The sequence below is a fragment of the Thalassolituus hydrocarboniclasticus genome (assembly GCF_025345565.1).
GTDB lineage: Bacteria > Pseudomonadota > Gammaproteobacteria > Pseudomonadales > Oceanobacteraceae > Venatoribacter > Venatoribacter hydrocarboniclasticus.
The window spans coordinates 749,338-769,292 of the sequence record NZ_CP054475.1; the positions used below are offsets into that span (position 1 = coordinate 749,338).

The 19,955-nt window shown below is 55.9% G+C and carries 17 protein-coding genes; 2 read left to right on the forward strand and 15 right to left on the reverse strand.

Translation table 11 applies throughout. The annotated features are described in order from the left end of the window. Positions 1–7 precede the first annotated feature (7 nt). Both HUF19_RS03200 and HUF19_RS03205 read left to right on the forward strand, forming a co-directional pair. Positions 8–1,300 (forward strand): adenylosuccinate synthase, encoded by a 1,293-nt coding sequence (locus tag HUF19_RS03200; protein WP_260998465.1) that lies wholly within the window; start codon positions 8–10, stop codon positions 1,298–1,300. A 255-nt stretch (positions 1,301–1,555) separates the two neighbouring features. Then, positions 1,556–2,002 (forward strand): acyl-CoA thioesterase, encoded by a 447-nt coding sequence (locus HUF19_RS03205; RefSeq protein ID WP_260998466.1) that lies wholly within the window; start codon positions 1,556–1,558, stop codon positions 2,000–2,002. A gap of 56 nt (positions 2,003–2,058) precedes the next feature. On the opposite strand, the gene mtnC is transcribed toward HUF19_RS03205, so the two are convergent. From mtnC to gluQRS, 15 genes are all read right to left on the reverse strand, one after another. Beyond that, positions 2,059–2,766 carry an acireductone synthase gene (mtnC, locus tag HUF19_RS03210; protein ID WP_260998467.1) on the reverse strand — a complete coding sequence of 236 codons (708 nt, stop codon included), beginning with the start codon at positions 2,764–2,766 and terminating at the stop codon, positions 2,059–2,061. A gap of 12 nt (positions 2,767–2,778) precedes the next feature. Then, the gene (locus tag HUF19_RS03215) at positions 2,779–3,324 is read right to left on the reverse strand and encodes a 1,2-dihydroxy-3-keto-5-methylthiopentene dioxygenase (protein WP_260998468.1); all 546 of its coding nucleotides are present in this window, start codon (positions 3,322–3,324) and stop codon (positions 2,779–2,781) included. Positions 3,325–3,333: 9 nt separating this feature from the next. Then, on the reverse strand, positions 3,334–3,957 hold the full coding sequence (locus tag HUF19_RS03220; protein ID WP_260998469.1) for a methylthioribulose 1-phosphate dehydratase: 624 nt from the start codon (positions 3,955–3,957) through the stop codon (positions 3,334–3,336). Positions 3,958–3,966: 9 nt separating this feature from the next. Beyond that, the gene (gene mtnA / locus HUF19_RS03225) at positions 3,967–4,983 is read right to left on the reverse strand and encodes an S-methyl-5-thioribose-1-phosphate isomerase (RefSeq protein ID WP_145469851.1); all 1,017 of its coding nucleotides are present in this window, start codon (positions 4,981–4,983) and stop codon (positions 3,967–3,969) included. Between the two features lie 92 nt (positions 4,984–5,075). After that, a complete protein-coding gene (locus tag HUF19_RS03230) occupies positions 5,076–6,692 on the reverse strand; it encodes a methyl-accepting chemotaxis protein (RefSeq protein ID WP_260998470.1) in 1,617 nt (538 codons plus the stop codon). Between the two features lie 178 nt (positions 6,693–6,870). Further along, the gene (pgi, locus tag HUF19_RS03235; protein WP_260998471.1) at positions 6,871–8,529 is read right to left on the reverse strand and encodes a glucose-6-phosphate isomerase; all 1,659 of its coding nucleotides are present in this window, start codon (positions 8,527–8,529) and stop codon (positions 6,871–6,873) included. Positions 8,530–8,686: 157 nt separating this feature from the next. After that, complete coding sequence (gene panD / locus HUF19_RS03240; protein WP_145469848.1) at positions 8,687–9,067, reverse strand: aspartate 1-decarboxylase; 381 nt, start codon at positions 9,065–9,067, stop codon at positions 8,687–8,689. Between the two features lie 110 nt (positions 9,068–9,177). Continuing rightward, positions 9,178–10,038, reverse strand: a complete 861-nt coding sequence (gene panC / locus HUF19_RS03245; protein WP_260998472.1) for a pantoate--beta-alanine ligase — start codon at positions 10,036–10,038, stop codon at positions 9,178–9,180. Further along, positions 10,035–10,844: a 3-methyl-2-oxobutanoate hydroxymethyltransferase gene (gene panB / locus HUF19_RS03250; RefSeq protein ID WP_230332637.1), complete on the reverse strand. Its 810-nt coding sequence runs from the start codon at positions 10,842–10,844 to the stop codon at positions 10,035–10,037. The genes panC and panB overlap by 4 nt, the downstream gene beginning before the upstream one ends. Before the next feature lie 88 nt (positions 10,845–10,932). Then, positions 10,933–11,427 (reverse strand): 2-amino-4-hydroxy-6-hydroxymethyldihydropteridine diphosphokinase, encoded by a 495-nt coding sequence (gene folK, locus HUF19_RS03255; RefSeq protein ID WP_230332638.1) that lies wholly within the window; start codon positions 11,425–11,427, stop codon positions 10,933–10,935. A gap of 18 nt (positions 11,428–11,445) precedes the next feature. Continuing rightward, on the reverse strand, positions 11,446–12,819 hold the full coding sequence (pcnB, locus tag HUF19_RS03260) for a polynucleotide adenylyltransferase PcnB (protein ID WP_225692344.1): 1,374 nt from the start codon (positions 12,817–12,819) through the stop codon (positions 11,446–11,448). Positions 12,820–14,440: 1,621 nt separating this feature from the next. Continuing rightward, a complete protein-coding gene (locus tag HUF19_RS03265; RefSeq protein WP_260998473.1) occupies positions 14,441–15,838 on the reverse strand; it encodes a sigma-54-dependent transcriptional regulator in 1,398 nt (465 codons plus the stop codon). Beyond that, positions 15,835–18,765: a sensor histidine kinase gene (locus HUF19_RS03270; RefSeq protein ID WP_270049434.1), complete on the reverse strand. Its 2,931-nt coding sequence runs from the start codon at positions 18,763–18,765 to the stop codon at positions 15,835–15,837. Before HUF19_RS03270 ends, HUF19_RS03265 begins: the two co-directional genes overlap by 4 nt. Further along, a complete protein-coding gene (locus HUF19_RS03275) occupies positions 18,755–18,997 on the reverse strand; it encodes a hypothetical protein (RefSeq protein WP_260999528.1) in 243 nt (80 codons plus the stop codon). The genes HUF19_RS03270 and HUF19_RS03275 overlap by 11 nt, the downstream gene beginning before the upstream one ends. Then, positions 18,978–19,904, reverse strand: a complete 927-nt coding sequence (gluQRS, locus tag HUF19_RS03280) for a tRNA glutamyl-Q(34) synthetase GluQRS (RefSeq protein WP_260998475.1) — start codon at positions 19,902–19,904, stop codon at positions 18,978–18,980. The genes HUF19_RS03275 and gluQRS overlap by 20 nt, the downstream gene beginning before the upstream one ends. Positions 19,905–19,955: the final 51 nt, after the last annotated feature.

Sequence of the window (19,955 nt, forward strand, 5' to 3'; positions counted from 1 at the left end):
TACCGCGATGGGCAAAAGCGTTGTTGTTCTGGGCACCCAATGGGGTGACGAAGGTAAGGGTAAGATTGTTGACCTGCTGACTGAAAAAGCCGCCGCTGTAGTGCGCTTTCAGGGTGGTCACAATGCTGGTCATACACTGGTAATCAACGGTGAGAAAACCGCACTGCACCTGATTCCGTCCGGCATCCTGCGTGATGGCGTGACCTGTATCATCGGTAACGGTGTGGTGCTGGCGCCGGATGCTCTGCTGAAAGAGATCCGGGCACTGGAAGAGCGTGGCGTACCGGTAATGGAACGTCTGCGTATCTCCCACGCCTGTCCGCTGATTCTGCCGTATCACTGTGCTCTGGATCAGGCTCGTGAGATCAAGCGTGGCAATGCCAAGATCGGTACCACCGGTCGTGGTATCGGCCCGGCTTACGAAGATAAAGTATCCCGTCGCGGCCTGCGCGTTGGCGATCTGTATCAGCCGGAGTTCGCCGACAAACTGAAAGAAGTGATGGAATACCATAACTTCTCGCTGAAAAATTACTACGGCGTTGACGAAGTCAGCTACGAAGAAACCCTGGCGTCCTGTATGGACTGGGCAGCACAGATCAAAGACGTTGTTGTTGATGCGGTGAATCTGGTGCACGAAATCCGCGAAAGTGGTGGCGACATCATGTTCGAAGGTGCGCAGGGCACACTGCTGGATATCGACCACGGTACCTATCCGTTCGTAACCTCGTCCAACACCACCGCCGGTGGCGTAGCGACCGGTTCCGGCGTAGGCCCGCTCTATCTGGATCAGATTCTGGGTATCACCAAGGCTTACACCACCCGTGTAGGTTCTGGCCCGTTCCCGACTGAACTGTTCGACGACGTGGGTGTACATCTGGCGACTGTCGGTAAAGAAAAAGGCACCACCACCGGCCGTGACCGCCGTTGTGGCTGGTTCGATGCGATGCTGGTGAAACACGCGATCCGCGTAAACTCCATCAACACCATCTGTCTGACCAAGCTCGACGTACTGGACGGTCTGGAGACCATCAAAGTCTGTGTTGGCTACGAAGATGCCGATGGCAATGCCGTGAATGTACCGGCCAGTGCTGATCAGTTCGATAAGATCAAGCCGGTCTATCAGGAACTGCCAGGCTGGAGCGAGTCGACTTTTGGTGCCAAGAGCATCGATGATCTGCCGGAAAATGCCCGTGCTTACGTGCGTTTTGTCGAGCAGGCGATCAACGCTCCGATCGATATTATCTCCACCGGTCCTGACCGTGTAGAAACCATTGTTCTGCGCCACAGCTTCGAGCTGTAATCCCGGCGTCTGAAATAAAGAAACCCCGCAGTTCAGGCTGCGGGGTTTTTTTATGCCTGCTGTTCAGGACAGGCTGCGCCTGAAAGTGGTGAGCCGGATTCACTAATAACCTGTTTTAAATATCCATGATGACGCTGAGGCAATAAAGGCATGGGTATTGCTAAGTTGTCATTTCTGACTTTTATGACATTGCTTGTCGTCAGAAAGCCGGCACACAGAGGCCGGTTCTCACCACTTTAACAACAGGAAAACGCAATGCAGGATTTGTATGATTACCCGGTCGTGATTGAAATACCGGTGGCCTGGGGCGAGATGGATGCTTTCCAGCACGTGAATAACGCTCAGTTCTTCCGCTATTTTGAGAGTGCGCGGGTGCAGTATTTCGACAACCTGAAAATTCTCGATTACATGAACAACTACGCCCGCGGACCTATCCTGGCGTCGACCAATGCTAAATTTCTGGCACCAGTGAAATACCCGGACACCCTGAGTGTGGGTATCCGCAGTCAGCGTCTGGAGAGTGGACGCATTGCGCAGGAGTATGCGGTCTGGAGCCATGAGACATCACGTCTGGTGGCGAAAGGTGAGAGTCTGCTGGTGTTCTTTGACTACAAGGCCGGGCGGCCGTGCGACATACCGGAGGGGCTGGTGGAAAGTATTCTGAAACTGGAGCCGTATTTAGCGGAAAAGGCATCGAGCTGACAGGCCCAATAAAAACGGCAGGATTATCCTGCCGTTTTTATTGTCGCTGCTGAGTTTCACAGCACTATGTCGGCAAAGCTGCTGACGGCGGTATGAGTGGGGTTCTGTGGCAGGGCAGCATCACGCACCAGCCAGCAGGTCTGCAGTCCGGCTTCACGGGCGGCATCCAGTTCTTCAATGATATCTGACAGAAACAGCACATCCGCCGCCTGAATATCGTGCTGCTTCTGCAGTTCGGTGAGGATATTCCGGTAAGAAGCGGCCTCCCGTTTAGCACCGACCAGAGTATCGAAATGACCACTGAACAATGGCAGCAGATCACCGTCCTGTGAATAACCGAAAAACAGCTTCTGCGCCTGTACTGAGCCGGATGAATAGACATACAGCGGAATGCCGCTGGCATGCCAGCGCTGCAGGTATTCGGTGGCATCGGCATACATATGCGCGGCGTAGTCGCGGTTTTTGTAGCCGGCTTCCCAGATCAGTCCCTGCAGGGCTTTCAGCGGTGTGACTTTGCGGTCGGCGGCGATCCATTGCAGCAACAGCGCAATCAGCGCTTCATGGTCAGTGGCGTCAACGTCGATACCTTCGGCGGCAGCCAGCTGCGCGGTCTGTGCCAGTTGCTGCTGCACCTGAGCATCCTGCAGATGGCTGCGCACGTAATCCGGTAAGTGCTGTGCGGCGTACGGAAAGAGCACGTCTTTGACAAAAGAGATGGAGGACGTGGTGCCTTCAATATCGGTCAGAATCAGTTTTACGGTCATCAGGGTGGCGGCTCAGTTTTCCAGGCGGTTAAAGCGTTCGGCAATGTCGCTGCCGGTAAAGTTGGCGACCCAGCCGTCAGGGTTGTTGAACAGACGGATGGCAATAAAGCCCGGATTCGGGCCCATATCAAACCAGTGCGGGGTGTTGGCCGGTACACTGATCAGGTCGCCTTTCTGGCACAGGACTTCAAACACTTTGTTGTCGGCATGCAGGGTGAACAGACCTTCGCCGGCGACGAAGAAACGCACTTCGTCTTCGCTGTGGGTGTGTTCGCTGAGAAACTTCTGGCGCAGCTCGGCTTTCTGCGGATGGTCGGCGCTGAGGCTGACCACATCCACGGTCTGATAGCCGTCTTCCTGCATCAGGCGGTCGATGTCTTTGCGGTAGGCGCTGATGACTTCTTCCGCTTGGGCGCCGGCGCTCAGGTCGCTGCCGGTCTGCCACTGTTCGAAGCGTACGCCAATCTCTGCCAGTCGCGCCTGAATCTTGCTGCTGTTATCACTGGTAAACAACAGATTCGTTGTGTCGTGGTCGGTATAGATGCGGATAATGCTCATGGCAGTCCCTTAGAGTTGACGGAGTTTCAGCAATTCGAGCTGGTAGCCTAACAGGTTTTCCAGCGCTTCCAGATGACGGAAACATTCCGCCAGATCTTTGCCCCAGGTGTACACGCCGTGACCGCGTATCAGGTAGGCGTGGCCCTGACCCTGAGCGCTCATATGCTGTTCGACCAGAGCGGCCAGGCGGGCGATATCCTGATCGTTGGCAAACAGCGGAAAGCTTATGGTGTCTTCGTGGGTGGTTTCCCCGGCGAAGGCTTTCTGCAGCTCCCAGCCGTTAAGCTGCAGCTGATCCTGTGGCCAGATCTGCGACAGCACCACCGCCACCGGCGAGTGGGTATGCAGCACGGCACCAATAGCCAGATCACGTTCGTACAGCTGAGTATGCAGCAGGGTTTCGGCGGAAGGCTTGCCCGGAGTTAGAGCGTGGCCATTCCAGTCGACCACCAGAATATCCGCCGGGGTCAGCTCGCCTTTGTGCTTACCGGAACTGGTCAGTGCGCAGCACTGCTCATTCAGGCGTACGGAATAGTTGGAACTGGTGGCCGGTGACCAGCCACGGCTGTAGAGGATGCGGCCATAATCGCACAGTGCCTGGGCGGCGCGGGCAAAATCCTGCTGATTAAACATGGCCATTCCTCAGCGTGCCAGCAACAGCGCAACGCTGTCGCGGTCGGGTTGCATAATCAGGCCCTTTTCGGTGGCGATGACATCGATCAGGCCAGCCGGGGTAACATCAAATGACGGGTTAATGGCCTGACAGCCGGCCGGTGCAATCGGCTGACCAAAGAGACTGGTGACTTCTTCCTGCGGCCGCTGCTCGATCGGAATATCTTCACCGCTTTCGAGGGTTAAGTCGAAGGTGGTGGTCGGGGCGGCAACCATCACTTTTACCCCATGGTGTTTGGCCAGTACCGCCAGACTGTAAGTGCCGATTTTATTGGCTACATCGCCGTTAGCGGTAATACGGTCGGCGCCGACAATCACCCAGTCGACGTTGCCCTGACGGAACAGCTGCGCGGCGGCGCCGTCGCATACCAGAGAGACAGGAATCTGATCCTGCATCAGTTCCCAGGCGGTCAGACGCGCGCCCTGTAACCACGGGCGGGTTTCCCCGGCGTATACCTGAGTAACCTTACCTTCGGCGTAACCGCTGCGGATAATGCCCAGAGCAGTACCGTGGCCACCGGTGGCCAGTGCGCCGGTGTTGCAGTGGGTGTAGATCACGGCATTTTCCGGCAGCACCGAGGCACCGAACTCGCCCATGGCGAGGTTGGCGGCGATATCTTCTTCGTGAATCTTGCGGGCTTCGGCCACCAGGGTGTGCGCATCGGCGGTGTTCAGCGCGGCCATGCGCTCCAGTGCCCAGAACAGGTTAACGGCAGTCGGACGGGATTCTGCCAGCACATGGTAAGCCTGCTGCAGATCGCGGCCGGCCAGCGCATCAAGGGCATAGCCATAGGCCGCGGCAATACCAATGGCCGGGGCGCCGCGCACGACCATGGCGCGGATGGCATCGGCAACTTCGGCGGCGGTGGTGTATTCGAGTACACGGTGTTCGTGCGGCAGTACGCGCTGATCAAGCAGATGCAGGCTTTGCTGGCGCCATTCGATGGCATGAAAAGAAGCGTGTGCGGATGCAGAATGTGCAGACATGATGGCCGTCCTGATAACAAGGTGCGGGCAGCGGTAACACGCTGCCACGCACTTAAAATAAGGCGGCTATTCTAGCGGAATAGCATCTGATCCTAAACTTTAAACTCGTTTACGATGCTGCGCAGTTGTTCGGCCTGCTCGGCCAGCTGTTCGGAGGCGCTGGCGGTGTTGCTGGCCTCGCGTACGGTATTCTCGGACACCTCATTGATACGCACGATATTGGCGCTGATTTCGGCCGCCACCTGGCTTTGTTCTTCCGCAGCGGTGGCAACCTGAGCGTTCATATTATTGATGGTGGCAACGTGCTGCATAATGCTGTTGAGTGAGTTTTCGGCCTGACGTGACTGTTCCACTGCTTTCTGGGCGTTGCCCTGACTGAGCTCCATCACCTGAACGGCTTCTTTCATATTGCGGTTGAGTCGTTCGGTAACACTCTGGATATCGCTGGTGGTTTCTTCGGTGCGGGCAGCCAGTGCACGAACTTCATCGGCGACCACGGCAAAACCACGCCCCTGTTCCCCGGCGCGGGCGGCTTCAATGGCGGCGTTCAGCGCCAGCAGGTTGGTTTGTTCGGCAATGCCCTGAATGGTTTTGGAGGCATTGCCGATCTGTTCGCTTTCTTTCGCCAGCGTCTGGATAACGTCACGGGCGCGCTGTACATCCTGCACCAGCTCGGTAATGGCGCGGATATTGGCTTCCATCACTTTTTGCGAGGCGCTGGTTTCTTCGCTGGCTTTGCGGGTGGCATCGGCGGCGGATTCGGCGCTCTCGGCAACTTCGGAGGCGGTGGCGGACATCTGGTTGACTGCTGTGGCTACCTGTTCAATCTCATCCTGCTGGTGCTGGATGCCACGGCGGGTGGCGGTGGCGATGGTCAGCACCTTTTCAGAACCGGCGGACACACCAAGGCTTAAGTTAGCCATTACCCGAACCAGCAGCTGCAGGTGGCTGATAAAGCCGTTGAAGTTGGTCACCAGCTTACCTATTTCGTCTCTGGCACTGGTCTGCAGACGCACGGTCAGGTCGCCCTGGCCGGTCGCCATAGCGCCCAGTGAATATACGATCCGGTTAACCAGCCGGGTGATCAGACTGGAGATGTACCAGGCGGTAAATTGCAGCATGGCGATCATAATCAGCGCGATCATCAGGCCGACTTTCAGTGTGCGTGTGCTCTCGTCGCTGGTGGCCTGAATTTCGGCTGAGAAGTTCTGATAGTTCTGCTGGCGTAACTGCTCCAACATGTTACTGAAGGCATCGTAAGTCTGGTTTGCCTGCTGCGCCCGTTGCGCCAGTTGTGCCAGCTCTATTGAGCCCTGAATCATGCCTCCGGCCATCAGGCTGGCGCTTTGCCAGTACTCATTGTAGGCGTTGCTGAGTTGCGTAATCTGAGGGTTGTCTGGCAGCAGCTCACGGATAGCATCCAGTGTGGTCAGCATGTCCTGATGATAGCGGCGGGCTTCATCAATGCGGTCTTCATCCAGATCGGCAACAGCATTCGCCAGCTCGTTGCGGACTTTAAATAACAGCAGGCCACTGTGGTCGATTTTTTCGGTCAGTGGGAAGGTTACCTGCTTCATATGCATCAGGCTGGCGTCCATTCTCTGCTGCGCGAGCAGGGAATAGCCCAGATAGATGAGAAAACCGGCGGCACCGGTCAGGGCAATAGCAAAAATTTTGTAGCGCAGGGATAGTCCGTTAAACAGCATCATGCAGCATCATCCTGATTGAAAGCTCAGGATTAGGAATAGCTGACAGGGCGGGATGCGACAAGGAGGGTGACCAGATAGTCAGAATGTCCTTTAAGGAATAACTGAAGTCACAAAAACTCAATGGTTATAGTCATGCCGGAGTATGAGGCTGTTGCTCATACTCCGGCATCAGACAGGATCAGAGCATATCCTGCATTTGCTGGTAAGCGCGTACCAGGCCGTTGGTAGATCCGTCAAAATGTTGCGGAATACGCTGTGATTCCAGCGCTTCCAGTACTTTATTACCAAGCTGTTTACCCAGTTCCACGCCCCACTGGTCGAAGGAGTTTACGCCCCAGAGCATGCCCTGCGCTGCGACCTTATGCTCGTACAGAGCGATCAGTGCGCCAATGGTCTGTGGCTTGGATTTCGGATAGTACAGGGTATTACTCGGACGGTTACCGGGAATGACCTTCTGCGGCGCCAGTACGATGGCTTCGGCCTTGCTCATGCCGGCGGCAATCAGTTCTTCGATGGCTTCTTCTTCCGATTTACCCTGCAGCAGCGCCTGACTCTGGCTCAGACAGTTGGAGACCAGCATGGCGTGGAAGTTATCGATCGGATTGTGGCTGCACATCGGCATGATGAAGTCACAGGGCGAGAAGTGGGTGCCCTGATGCAGCAGCTGGTGAAATGCATGCTGGCCGTTGGTGCCGACGCCACCCCAGATGATCGGGCCGGTCTGGTAGTCGACCTGATAACCATCGGCGGTGACCGACTTGCCGTTACTTTCCATATCGAGCTGCTGCAGGTGAGCCGGCAGGGTACGCAGATAGTGGTCGTACGGCAGGATGGCGTGGGAGTTCACACCGAAGAAGTTTACATACCAGACGCCGAGCAATGCCATGATGACCGGCATATTCTGCTCCAGCGGTGCGGTGCGGAAATGCTCGTCCATTTCGAAAGCGCCGCGCAGCAGATCGCGGAAGTTGTCGATGCCGATTGCCAGTGCCAGCGGTAAACCAATGGCCGACCAGAGCGAATAGCGGCCGCCGACCCAGTCCCACATCGGGAAAATATTCTCTTCGGCGATACCAAACTCAACGGCTTTCTCAACATTGGATGACACCGCGGTAAAGTGTTTGGCCAGGTCACTTTCGTTACCGCCGTTATCCAGGAACCACTGGCGACAGGCCATGGCATTCTTCAGGGTTTCCTGGGTACTGAACGACTTCGACTGAATAATAAACAGCGTGGTGGCCGGGTCGAGGCGCTTCAGAATCTCGGTGATATGGGAGCCATCGATATTGGCCAGATAGTGAATGGTCAGGCGGCTGTCCCAGTAGGGTTTTAATGCGCCGGATGCCAGCTTGGGGCCAAGGAATGAACCGCCGATGCCGATGGAGACCACATCGGTAAAAGCTTTGTTGGTGTAGCCGCGCCATTGATTACGGCGGATCTTCCAGCAGAACTCCTCCATACGATGCACGGTATCTTTGATTTCCGGCATGATGTCCTGGCCGTTAACCAGCACCGGGCGGTCGCTGAAATTGCGTAAAGCGGTGTGCAGGGCCGGCCGCTTTTCACTGCGGTTAATGGCTTCGCCGCTGAACATGCTGTCGATATGCAGCGGCAACTCGCGCTCGTGGGCCAGCTGCACCAGCAGACGCATGGTCTCTTCAGTAATGCGGTTTTTGGAGTAATCCAGATTCAGGCCGGCAGCCTGCAGATGAAAACGTTCGAAGCGGTATGGGTCTGCGGCAAACCAGTCACGCATATGCTGGTCTTTGAGTCCGGCATAATGTTGCTGCAGCAACTTCCAGCTTTCGGACTGGGTCAGGCTTCCTGTTACGGCCATGAACTTTCCTTAAATGGGTCGGATAACAACGACAGGTCAGATGCGGCGAGTATACGGAAGGCAACAACAACGGGCAAAGCCTGCGCTCAGGGCTGACAGAGGCCCATAAAAAAACGCCGCATAAAGCGGCGTTTATTGGTCTGGCAGTGAGCAGGGCTCAGGCTACCTGGACCGGAATATCGAAGCTGGTATGGCTGACGCTGTTATCAGCGTTCAGGTACACCATCTTAGGCTTGAACGTGGCCAGCTCTTTTTCGTCATAGTTAGCGTAAGCACAGATAATAATGCGGTCGCCCACATCAGCCATATGCGCTGCAGCACCATTTACGGAAATGATACCTGAACCATCTTCGCCACGAATAATATAGGTGGTGAAGCGTTTGCCATTATTGATGTTATAGATCTGGATCTGTTCAAACTCACGCATACCCGCGAGATCCAGCAATTTGCCGTCAATGGCACAAGAGCCTTCATAGTTCAGCACCGAGTGCGTAACCCGAGCCTGATGAAGCTTGGCTTTGAGCATGATGGATTGCATGGTAAACCCTTTCTTTACTATTCGGACGATTCTTCACTGTGGGAGCAGGTCCTGCAGCGCCGGAATTGTTCACTTATCACCCATATGGGCACAAGGCGGCGAAGTATGCCTCAATCATTCGCCTGATTCAATGTCACCTGAAGATTATCAATTAAGCGTGCTGAGCCAAGGAAAGCGGCGCCCAAAACGACTACAGAGTGGTCATTCAGTGTTGCCGGAGCCAGGTCTGAAGTACGGCGGATTTCCAGATAATCGGTACGGAAACCCCGCTGATTCAGGCGTTCTTCTGCATTTTTCAGGCTGTCGGAAAGGTCTTTTCCGGCTTTGAAGTCGTCAGCGATCTCGCTCAGGGTCTGATACAGGCCCGGGGCCAGCGCCCGTTCTTCGGCGCTCAGATAACCGTTACGGGAGCTTAAGGCGAGGCCATCAGCTGCGCGTTTGGTCGGTACCGGGACGATTTCCAGCGGCATGCACAGGTCGTTCACCATTTTGCGGATTACCGCTACCTGCTGAAAATCTTTTTCACCAAAAAAGGCCATATCCGGCAGTACCTGATTGAACAGTTTGCTGACCACCGTCGATACGCCGTCAAAGTGGCCAGGACGACTGCCGCCGCACAGCCCCTCAGATACGACCGGTACATGCACAATGCTCTGTGCGTCCTGGCCGTTGGGGTACATTTCATCGACATCGGGCGCAAACAGCAGATCACAGCCGGCGGCGGCGAGCTTTTCCTGATCGGCAGGCAGGGTGCGCGGGTAGCGTGCCAGATCGCTCTTATCGTTGAACTGCAGTGGGTTAACGAAAATGGATGAGACGGTAAAGCAGTCTGCCGCCAGCGAGCGCTCGATCAGGCTGATATGGCCTTCGTGCAGATTGCCCATGGTTGGCACAAACCCGATACGGCGGCCGCTGTTGCGGGCATTGCGCACATGTTCACGCAGCTCGCGGATGGTATGAACGGTAATCATGCGCTGAATCCGTGTTCGGCGGCCGGGAACTGGCCGGATTTCACTTCTTCCACATAGGCGGCAAAGGCCTGCTGCACGTTACGGCCATCGGTGAGGAAATTTTTCACAAACTTAGGAGTAAAACCGGAATTCAGGCCCAGCATATCGTGCATCACCAGAACCTGCGCATCGGTATCAGCACCGGCGCCGATACCAATCACCGGAATGGATACCGCGGCACTGATACGCGCAGCAAGGGCGCTGGGGACACATTCGAGCAGCAGCAGGTCGGTACCGGCTTTTTCCAGCGCGATGCAGTGGGCCAGCATAGCTTCGGCTTTATCGTCTTCACGGCCCTGTACGCGGTAACCGCCGAATTTGTTGACCGATTGCGGTGTCAGGCCGAGGTGTACGCACACCGGCACACCCTGACGGCCCAGAGACTCAACCAGCGGGATCAGCCAGTCATCACCTTCCAGCTTGACCATATGCGCACCGGCCTGCATCACTTTACGGGCGCTTTCCAGCCCCTGTTCCAGCGTGCCGTAACTCATAAACGGCAGGTCGGTCATAATGAATGCCGGGCGCTTGGCGCGGCGGTTACCACGGGCAACAGCCTCAGTGTGATAAACCATATGTTCAACCGTGACCGGCAGTGTGCTGTCCTGGCCCTGAATCACATTGCCGAGGGAGTCGCCGACCAGCAGCACTTCGACACCGGCATCGGCTGCCAGTTGGGCAAAGGTCGCGTCGTAGGCGGTCAGGACCGAAAATTTTTCCTGCCCGGCTTTCATTGCCTGCAGTGAGCGGATACTGATGGGACTCATGGTCATTCTCCGGTTACAGCGTTTCGTTTAGAAACAAATCTGGGGCGTATGGTGCGGATTGGCGCTTATAAGTCAACTGTCAGAGCAGTCAACAAACCTGTGGCGGTGGCCCGATGCGTTGCAGATCGCCACCGAATTCCGGCGTCAGCTCAGCAATGGCGCGGCCATCGGGCAGGTGCAGATCGGCGGCAATTTCAGTCAGCGGCAGCAGTACAAAACTGCGTTTGTGCATCTCGTGATGGGGAATATTCAGGCGTTCGCTGCGCATTGTCAGATCGCCATACAGCAGCAGATCGAGATCGATACAGCGCTCACCCCAGTGGCGGCGTTTGATGCGGCCCTGTTCGCGCTCCTGAGCCTGCAGGGCATCCAGCAGGGCCAGCGGTTCGAGGCTGGTTTCCAGTTCGGCAACAGCATTCACGTAATCCGGCTGATCCTGCGGCCCTAATGGTTTGCTGCCGTACAGTGAGGAGCAACGCAGCAGGCGGCTGTGCGGTAATGCAGCCAGCGCGCGCAGAGCGATAGTGATCTGCGCGGCAGGATCGTCAAGGTTGGCACCGAGGCCAATAAAGCAGCGAATCATAAGGATGAACGGCCGTCGTCAGTTCGCCTGGGGAGGACGGCGATTGCGGTTGCGCGGTGAACGGCGGCGGCGTTTTTTGTACTCGCCCTGACCGTCAGCATCGCCTGTGCGCTCGAAATCGCGTGGCGGACGGCTCTGTACCAGATCCGGATGCTCCTGCTGCAGGCGCGTCCAGAAACCACCGATACCATTCAGGTTTTCACCGGACTGCTCGCGCAGCAGCACAAAATCGTAGGCGGCACGGAAGCGCGGGTGGGTTAACAGATCTTCAGCCTTGCGGCTCTGGGTGCGGGCCAGACGTAACTGCATCTCCCAGATTTCACGCATCGGGATAGAAAAGCGCTTGGGAATGGCGGTGCTCTGAATCTGCTGCGCCAGAACCCGGTCGGCTGCTTTCTGCAGTGCCGGATGCGGTGGCATGCCTTTGGCCTCGAATTCTTTCTGGATACGCACCAGTGGTGGCCAGAGCAGGGCTGCGAGGAAGAAGTAAGGTGTTACCGATTTACCCGCACGGATGCGCTCATCGGTGTTACGCATGGTGTTCTCTGCCATGGTCAGTGCCTGCGGGTCATCGCGCAGGCATTGCTCAGTAGCCGGGAACAGCGGGCCAAACAGCTGATACTCACGCAGCAGGCGCAGGGTATCCAGCGCCTTGCCGTGCAGAAACAGTTTGAGAATCTCTTCAAATAAACGTGCGGCCGGAATCTGTTCCAGCAATGGGGCCATCACCGGGATTGGCTCGGCGGTATGCGCCTCAATGCTGAAATCCAGTTTGGCGGCAAAACGGATGGCGCGCAGCATCCGCACTGGATCTTCGCGGTAACGGGTTTCCGGGTCGCCGATCAGGCGCAGACGACGGTTTTGCAGGTCATCCCAACCGCCGGCATAAGCATGCACGCTGTAGTCGGCAATATCGTAATAGAGAGCGTTGATGGTGAAATCGCGGCGTACGGCGTCTTCGTCTTTGTTGCCGTAAACGTTATCACGCAGAATCATGCCCTGATCGCCCTTGGCGGCAATCTTACTGGAGTGTTCCTCAGTGGGCGGGGCGCGGAATGTGGCTACTTCAATTACGTCGCGGCCAAAGACCACGTGCACCAGCTTGAAACGACGGCCGATCAGACGGGAATTACGGAACAGCTGATTAACCTGTTCAGGGGTGGCGTCGGTTGCTACGTCGAAATCTTTTGGATGCAGGCCCAGCAGGGTGTCACGAACGCCACCGCCAACCAGCAATGCCTGGTGTCCGGCTTTGTTCAGCCGGTACAGTACTTTGAGGGCATTTTCGCTGATGTTGCTGCGACTGATGCTGTGCTCGTCACGTGGCACGATGGTCAGCTGCACATCGGTACGTGGTTTCTTTTTGCCGAACAGGCGGATAACAGATTTGATCAAATTGGTTGGCCGTTTCACGGATTCAGAAGTCTTAGGGCCTGTTAACACTAATTAAACAGGCCTGTTATTGGCTAAAATTTCCTCAGGCAAGGCGCTGAGAGTGTGGCCTAACGGGTTAAGCGAACGAACAGTAACGCAGTATGAGGGAATTTTAGCCATAACCCTGCGGGCTGAGGCCAGTGTTCCCCATTAACGTCGTCGTTCGTCATTCATTTAGCCCGCTAATATCACTCCTCTCTCCTTGTTCTGAGAAAAACTGGTTCTCAGCAGGCCCTGTTCACTTAGTGTTAACAGGCCCTGATCTTGCAGATAAGCAGGCGAGTGTAACGGTTCACCTGAATTTAAGGAACCTCTGAATAGCCTCGTCCGCCTGCAATGGCCGCTGAGTCTGTGTTTCCGGGGAGCAGATAAACAAAAAGCCGCATCAGCGGCTTTGTGAGTCTTCTCTTTTATTATTGTTATTTTTCAACCAGGCGAACCGACTGTTTTGAATGGACAGGTTCCTGCCCTTTATTTTTCTTATTCTTCACAGCAAAGAGCTGTGCATTCAAAACAGCGTGTTCATAACACCGGTCTTTTATTGTTGTTGTTATCGAAGACCGTTTTGCCCGGCGCTTTGTTATTTTTATAAGTCGCCGGTTTTACACTCAGGACGTTTGTTATTTTTATTGTTCGCCTCAGTGTTCTGCTATGTATAAAGCACTAGCCGTGCCAGTTTTTAAAAATCCTTTTAAATCAATGGCTTAGTTGTTTTTCGGAGGAATTGTTACCCTTGTGTTCGACTAAAGTGTTACTGCGGACGGGGTCTGAGGTAACAGTCAGTGTTTCGTGGGTAACATTGTGTAACGAGGGGCGGATCGGTGTCTGTCTGACCGGGGATGGCGCTTTTTCTGTCAGAACAAAGTACTGCCTGTTGGCCGTTGTGCGAAATATTCTGTTAAGCCTGCAGCAGAACCTGATTCACGCAGATGGCGAAAGCACAGCGCTGGTGGTAACAGAATGTTGTGGTCGCCAACAGGTTCTTTGGTCTGGATGACGCTTGAGGTGTGGTTTGCGGGAAGCAAGGATTGCTGACTGGGTCTTGCAGATAAGAGAGATGATTGCTTTGCCAGCTGTGTCGCGGGCAAAGCAATCGTCTTTCAGTGAGTCGGGGCTTGTTATTATTGTTCTGAACTCAGTGGCCGTTTTTATTTTTATTGTCTGGCCTGTCGCGCTCGTTTTCTTATTTTTATTTTATGAGGCGCATTTTTTATTGCTTTGCTAACTATATAGCTAATGCCGTGCCAATTCTGATGGTTTGTAAAAAATCATTATTTATCAATGGGTTATGATTTTTCTTTGGTGGTGGCTCAAATTGCGTTCCACTAAAGTGTTACGCTGCTTGGCGGCAAATGACTGATATTTAGGAGTGGGTGTAACCGAACGGTTACACTTTGGCGGTCTGGCTGGCCTCAGTAACCTGTCTGAGGCTGTGATTGTTACTGACTACTTTCTTTTGCGTGGGGTTCCCCGGCATGCGGCGGGGTTCCCCGGCATGCGGCGGGGTTCCCCGGCATGCGGCGGGGTTTCCCGGTATCGTGGCGTTCCCGTCAGGGATCGCCTGAAGAATGGCTGGTTGTTACTTACTGCTTTTCTTGCGCGGAATTCCCAGTCGCTGGCGACGTTCCCACAGACTTTTACGTGAGATGCCCAGCTTACGGGCCAGGTCGGTCTCGGTCATGTTGTGTTCGTTTTCCAGCACGAAGTGCACAAAGTAGTCGTCCAAAGATAGATCGCCCTGCTGGGGTTGACCATCAACTGGCCCGTATTGTTCATTCTGCAGCAGGTTTTCACGCATCGCCGGGCTGACATAGCGGTCCGGTGAGAGATCGATCCCCAGCAGATCAGCGCCGATACTTTCGTCATCGGCAAGAATAACGGCACGCTCTACTGCGTTTTCCAGCTCGCGCACGTTACCCGGCCAGTTGTACTGGCGGATGGCCTGGGTAGCTTCGGCGGTAAAGTGCATTGGCGGTTGCTGCATTTTTTCGCAGGCGCGGGTGAGCATGGCATTGGCAATTTCAACCACATCGTCGCCCCGCTCGCGCAGTGGCGGCAGATGCAGTTCAACCACATTCAGACGGTAGTAAAGGTCTTCACGGAACTCGCCGCGACTGGCCAGATCTTTCAGGTTGCGGTGGGTTGCTGCTACCAGGCGGACATCGACCTTTCTGCTTTGTACTGAGCCTACGCGGCGGATTTCGCCTTCCTGCAGTACGCGCAGCAGGCGTGCCTGAGCCTCGAGTGGCAGTTCACCGATCTCATCAAGAAACAGGGTGCCGCCATCAGCGGCTTCGACCAGTCCCTGACGCATGGCGTTGGCGCCGGTAAAGGCGCCTTTTTCATGGCCAAACAATTCCGATTCGATCAGGGTTTCCGGAATGGCAGCGCAGTTTACCGAGATCATTTCCGCATCGCGGCGCCGGCTCTGATTGTGCAGCGCCCGTGCGACCAGCTCTTTACCGGTGCCGGATTCGCCCTGAATCAGGACGGTGGCGTCGGTGGGGGCGACTTTGCTGATTTTTTTGAACAGCAACAGCATGGGTTCGCAGCTGCCGATGATGCCGCTGACCGGATACTCTTTGCTGACTTCCTTGCGCAGATCGGTATTGGTTGGTTTATGACTGAGGCTGGATTCTTTCAGGATGCGTTTTACCGCCTGAATCATTTCGTCATGGTCGAAAGGTTTGGCGATGTAATCCACAGCCCCCATCTTCATGGCGTCAACCGCCGAGCGCAGGCTGGCGTAGCTGGTCATGATCAGGACCGGAGTGTCTCCGGCCAGCTCGACCAGTTCGGTGCCCATACCGCCGGGCAGGCGCAGATCGCTGATGATCAGGCTGTAGCGGCTCAGGTCTTCATTTTTGGCGGCATCAAGGGAATCCACATCGGTAACTTCGTAGTCGTGGCGCTGCAACAGGCGGCGCACGGACTGACGGATAATGGCTTCGTCTTCAACAACCAGGATGTGACTCATGCAACGGGTTCCGATTCTTCAGTGTGATGATAGCGTGGCAGGCTGACTTTAACACAAGTGCCGCGGCCGTCGGCGACCGGACTTTCAATAGCGATGTGGCCGTAATGTTCTTCGATGATCGAATACACCAGTGACAGTCCCAGTCCGGTGCCTTTACCGACTTCTTTGGTGGTGAAAAAAGGTTCAAAAATGCGGTCGACTTTGTCGGCTGGAATGCCGTGACCCTGGTCGATAATGCGCACTATCACCTGATGCTCGTCGGTATCGGCAGTAACCCGGATGTTTTGTCCGGGTTCGCTGGCATCCCGCGCATTACTCAGCAGGTTAACGAATACCTGCACCAGACGCTGGGCATCACCAAGCACCATAACGTCAGCGGCACATTCGTTGATAAAGGCGATGTCCTGACTGCGTTTACTCAGGCGCAGCAGCTGCATGGCTTCATCGATAATGTGTGCCAGATTGACCGGTTCATGTTCGGTGGAGTGATGGCCGGCGTGGGCAAAGTTCATCAGCGACTGCACGATGCGGGTAACCCGCTTGGTCTGCTCCTGAATCTGGTTGGCCATTTCCAGCAGCTCAGGATTGTCGGTTTCATAGCGGATGGTCTGCGCCAGACAGTCGATACCGGTAATGGGGTTGCCGATCTCGTGTGCCACACCGGCCGCCAGACGGCCAATAGAGGCCAAGCGCTCGCTGTGCATCAGCTCGTCTTCCAGCAATTGGGTTTCAGTCTGATCTTCCATCAGCACGACAATCCCGCCGGGCTGGCCGCCGCTGGGCTTGATTACCGATTTATGCAGACTGTACCAGCGCGGACGGGCGCCGATATCGACACGCTTTTTGTGTTCGTGCATGGGTTCGTTAAGAACGAAATCCTGCAGCAGCGTATTCCACGGTGGTGGCAGACGGCTGAGATGTGAGCCGGTGACCTGAGCGGCATCGATCTGGGTCAGCTCAGTCATTGCCTGATTCCACATCAGAATCTCACCGTCATCGGCCAGAGAGCATACCCCCATCGGCAGGCGCTCCAGTGTCTGGCGGTGATAACGGCGCAGGTTATCCAGCTCGCCGGCCAGACCGCTGAGGCGGTCATGGAAGCCTTCCAGACGCTGCTCAATCTGGTAGATATCTTCACTGAGTTCGGCATTTTCCTGAAACGGCAGGTAACGGCTGACGATATCGTGCGCTACCGTCGGTCCCATCAGGCCGGATAGATTGGCCTCCAGTCTGGCGCGCAGACGGCGCAGGGCGTAGGGGCGGTCTTCATAGGAGGGCAGATCGAGGTCACTCAGCGCCTGATAGACCTCGCGTTCGGCGACGTAGCGTCCCAGCGGTTTACTCAGCGACATAATCACATCATTGGAGTTACCGGCAATCAAAGGGCGGCGGCTGGGGCGTGAGACGGTATCAATGGAACAGGCTTCGGCAGCGGACATTTCCGAAGCCTTCTGCTTGCTGCTGAGACTCACCAAGACAAACAGCAACAGGTTGATGGCAAAAGCTGACAGTGCGGCCAGATGCCAGTTGCTTTCATCCACGGCGGCCAGCGGCAGTGGTACTTGCCAGCCCAGTGCCAGTTCAGAAAACGGCAGCAGCATGCCATAAGTCCACACCAGAATACCGGCGATCAGGCCTGATAAAAAACCTTTGCGGTTGGATTTGGGCCAGTACAGCAACCCCAGTACGCCGGGTAAAAACTGCAGAGCGGCAACAAAGGCAAGAATCCCCAGGCGGTTAAGATCCAGATCGGCGCCGACAGAGCGGTAGAAACCGTAGGCCAGCAGCAGAATGCCGGCGATCAGCGAGCGCCGCATCCACAGCAGCCAGCGATAAAAATCGTGGCGCGGACTGGGCTTGTGGAAAGGCAGCACCAGATGATTGAGGAACATGGCGGCGGTGGCCAGGGTTATCACAATCATGATGCCTGAGGCGGCGGCCAGACCGCCGACAAAGGTCAGTATCACCAGAAACGGCGACTCCAGTTTCAGGCCAATGCCAATGGCAAAGTACTCCGCCGGCGTTTGCACATTGAGGTAGACCCCGGCCCACAGAATCGGCGGTACGGCCATGCTCATGGCCAGCAGAAACAACGGAAAGCCCCAGCTGGCGGGCTTCAGTGCATCGTTGTTCAGGTTTTCAGTAAAGGTCACATGGAACATATGTGGCATAACGATGGCCGCGGCAAAAAACACCAGCAACAGCGTACGCCACGGCCCTTCCTGCAGGGTAATCTGCTGGTTGGACAGACGGTCCTGATTATCGATCAGCCACTGTTCCAGCCCGCCGACCTGATCGAAAATACCAAACAACGCCACGCCGGCCAGTACCAGAATGGCGGTCAGTTTCAGCAGTGATTCAAAGGCCAGGGCAAATACCAGCCCTTCGTGCTTTTCCCGCGGCGAAACATGACGCGCACCGAACAGTACGGCAAAGATAATCATGGTGACACAAAAGCCGAAGGCCAGCGTGGTCGCCGGCCACTCGCTGTTGAGCAAATGCAGGGTGTCGGCGATGGCGCTGATCTGCAGCGTCAGCATCGGAATCACAACGGCGAGGGTAAATACTGACACCAGCATACCGGCCAGACGCGAGCGGTAACGGAAAGCGAGCAGATCGGCCAATGATCCCAGCTGATAAATCCGGGCAATATGCATAATAGGGCGCAGCAGGATCGGCGACATAACAAAGGCGCCGGAGATGCCAAGGTAATAGGCGAGGAAGCCATAGCCGTACTGGCTGGCCATGCCCACCGAGCCATAAAAAGCCCAGGCGCTGGCATACACGCCAAGCGAGAAAATATACACCAGCGGGTGACGCACCCAGCGGCGCGGAACCCAGCCGCGTTCAACCGCATAAGCGGTGGTAAACAGTGCGCCGAGGTAGCCTAAAACGATCAGCCCCAGCTGACCCAGACTAAAGCTCATCGTCACCCCGCTTATGATTCAGCCAGATATAAAAGCCGATCAGTAACAGCCAGATAGCAAAGGGGCGATACCAGGCGCCGCGATCATCGAGCCACCAGTCCATCATTATGGGGGAAAACAGATAAATCCCCACCAACAGCGCCAATCCAAGGCGGTAATCGTACATAACCACGTCGTCGCGAAATGAAAGCGGCAAGCGTACCACAAAGTTGTCAGCCGGCAGACGCTTCACGTTGAAAGCCCTGTGGTGCCGGGCGCTCGCGCTGGCCGGCCAGAGCCAGTGGCTGCCAGTGCTGAACTGCCCACTGCAGCAGTTCGCCGGGCGAGCATGACTGCAGTGGCGGCGGGGGCTGCTGGCCGAGCCAGCTCAGTGCCAGCCACAGGGTCTGGCTGATATTTTCTGTGGTCAGCGGCTGTGCCAGATTCTGTTTGCTCAGCTTCTGCCCATTAGCCTCCAGCGCTACCGGGATATGGCTGTAGCAGGGCAAGGGATGCTGCAGTGCCTGGTAGAGCAGGATCTGGCGTGCGGTGGAGTCGATCAGGTCGATACCACGCACGATATGGGTAATGCCCTGATCAATATCGTCGGTAACCACCGCCAGCTGATAGGACCAGGGGCCATCGCGGCGTTTGATAACAAAATCGCCAATCTCCTGTGTCAGGTCGCTGCACCAGCGGCCCTGTAAACCATCATCAAAACACAGCTCACCGGCCGGGCAGAGAAAACGCCAGGCGATATCCGTTGTTGCCTGACAGTGGCAATTACCCTGATGCGGCAAACCGCCAAGCTGTTTGCGCGAACACTGACAGGGAAAGGCCAGGTCGTTACTGATCAGCTGCTGCAGTACCTGTTGGTAGGCGTCATGACGTTCACTCTGGTAACGCACCTCGCCATCCCAGTGCAGGCCGTAGGCGTCGAGAATATGCAGAATGGCGCTGGCGGCAGAGGGGTCTTCACGGGGCGGGTCGAGATCTTCGATACGCACCAGCCAGCGACCGTTATTAGCACGGGCATCGACATAGCTGGCCAGCGCGGCAAGCAGTGAGCCGAAGTGCAAGGGTCCGGTGGGAGAGGGCGCGAAGCGGCCGGTATAGGGAACAGATAAAGAGGGATTGGCCATGACGGCAGTGTCTGACATGAAAGGGTCAGTCATCGGAGGAAAAAGAAAGCGCGGATGCCATTGGCAGCC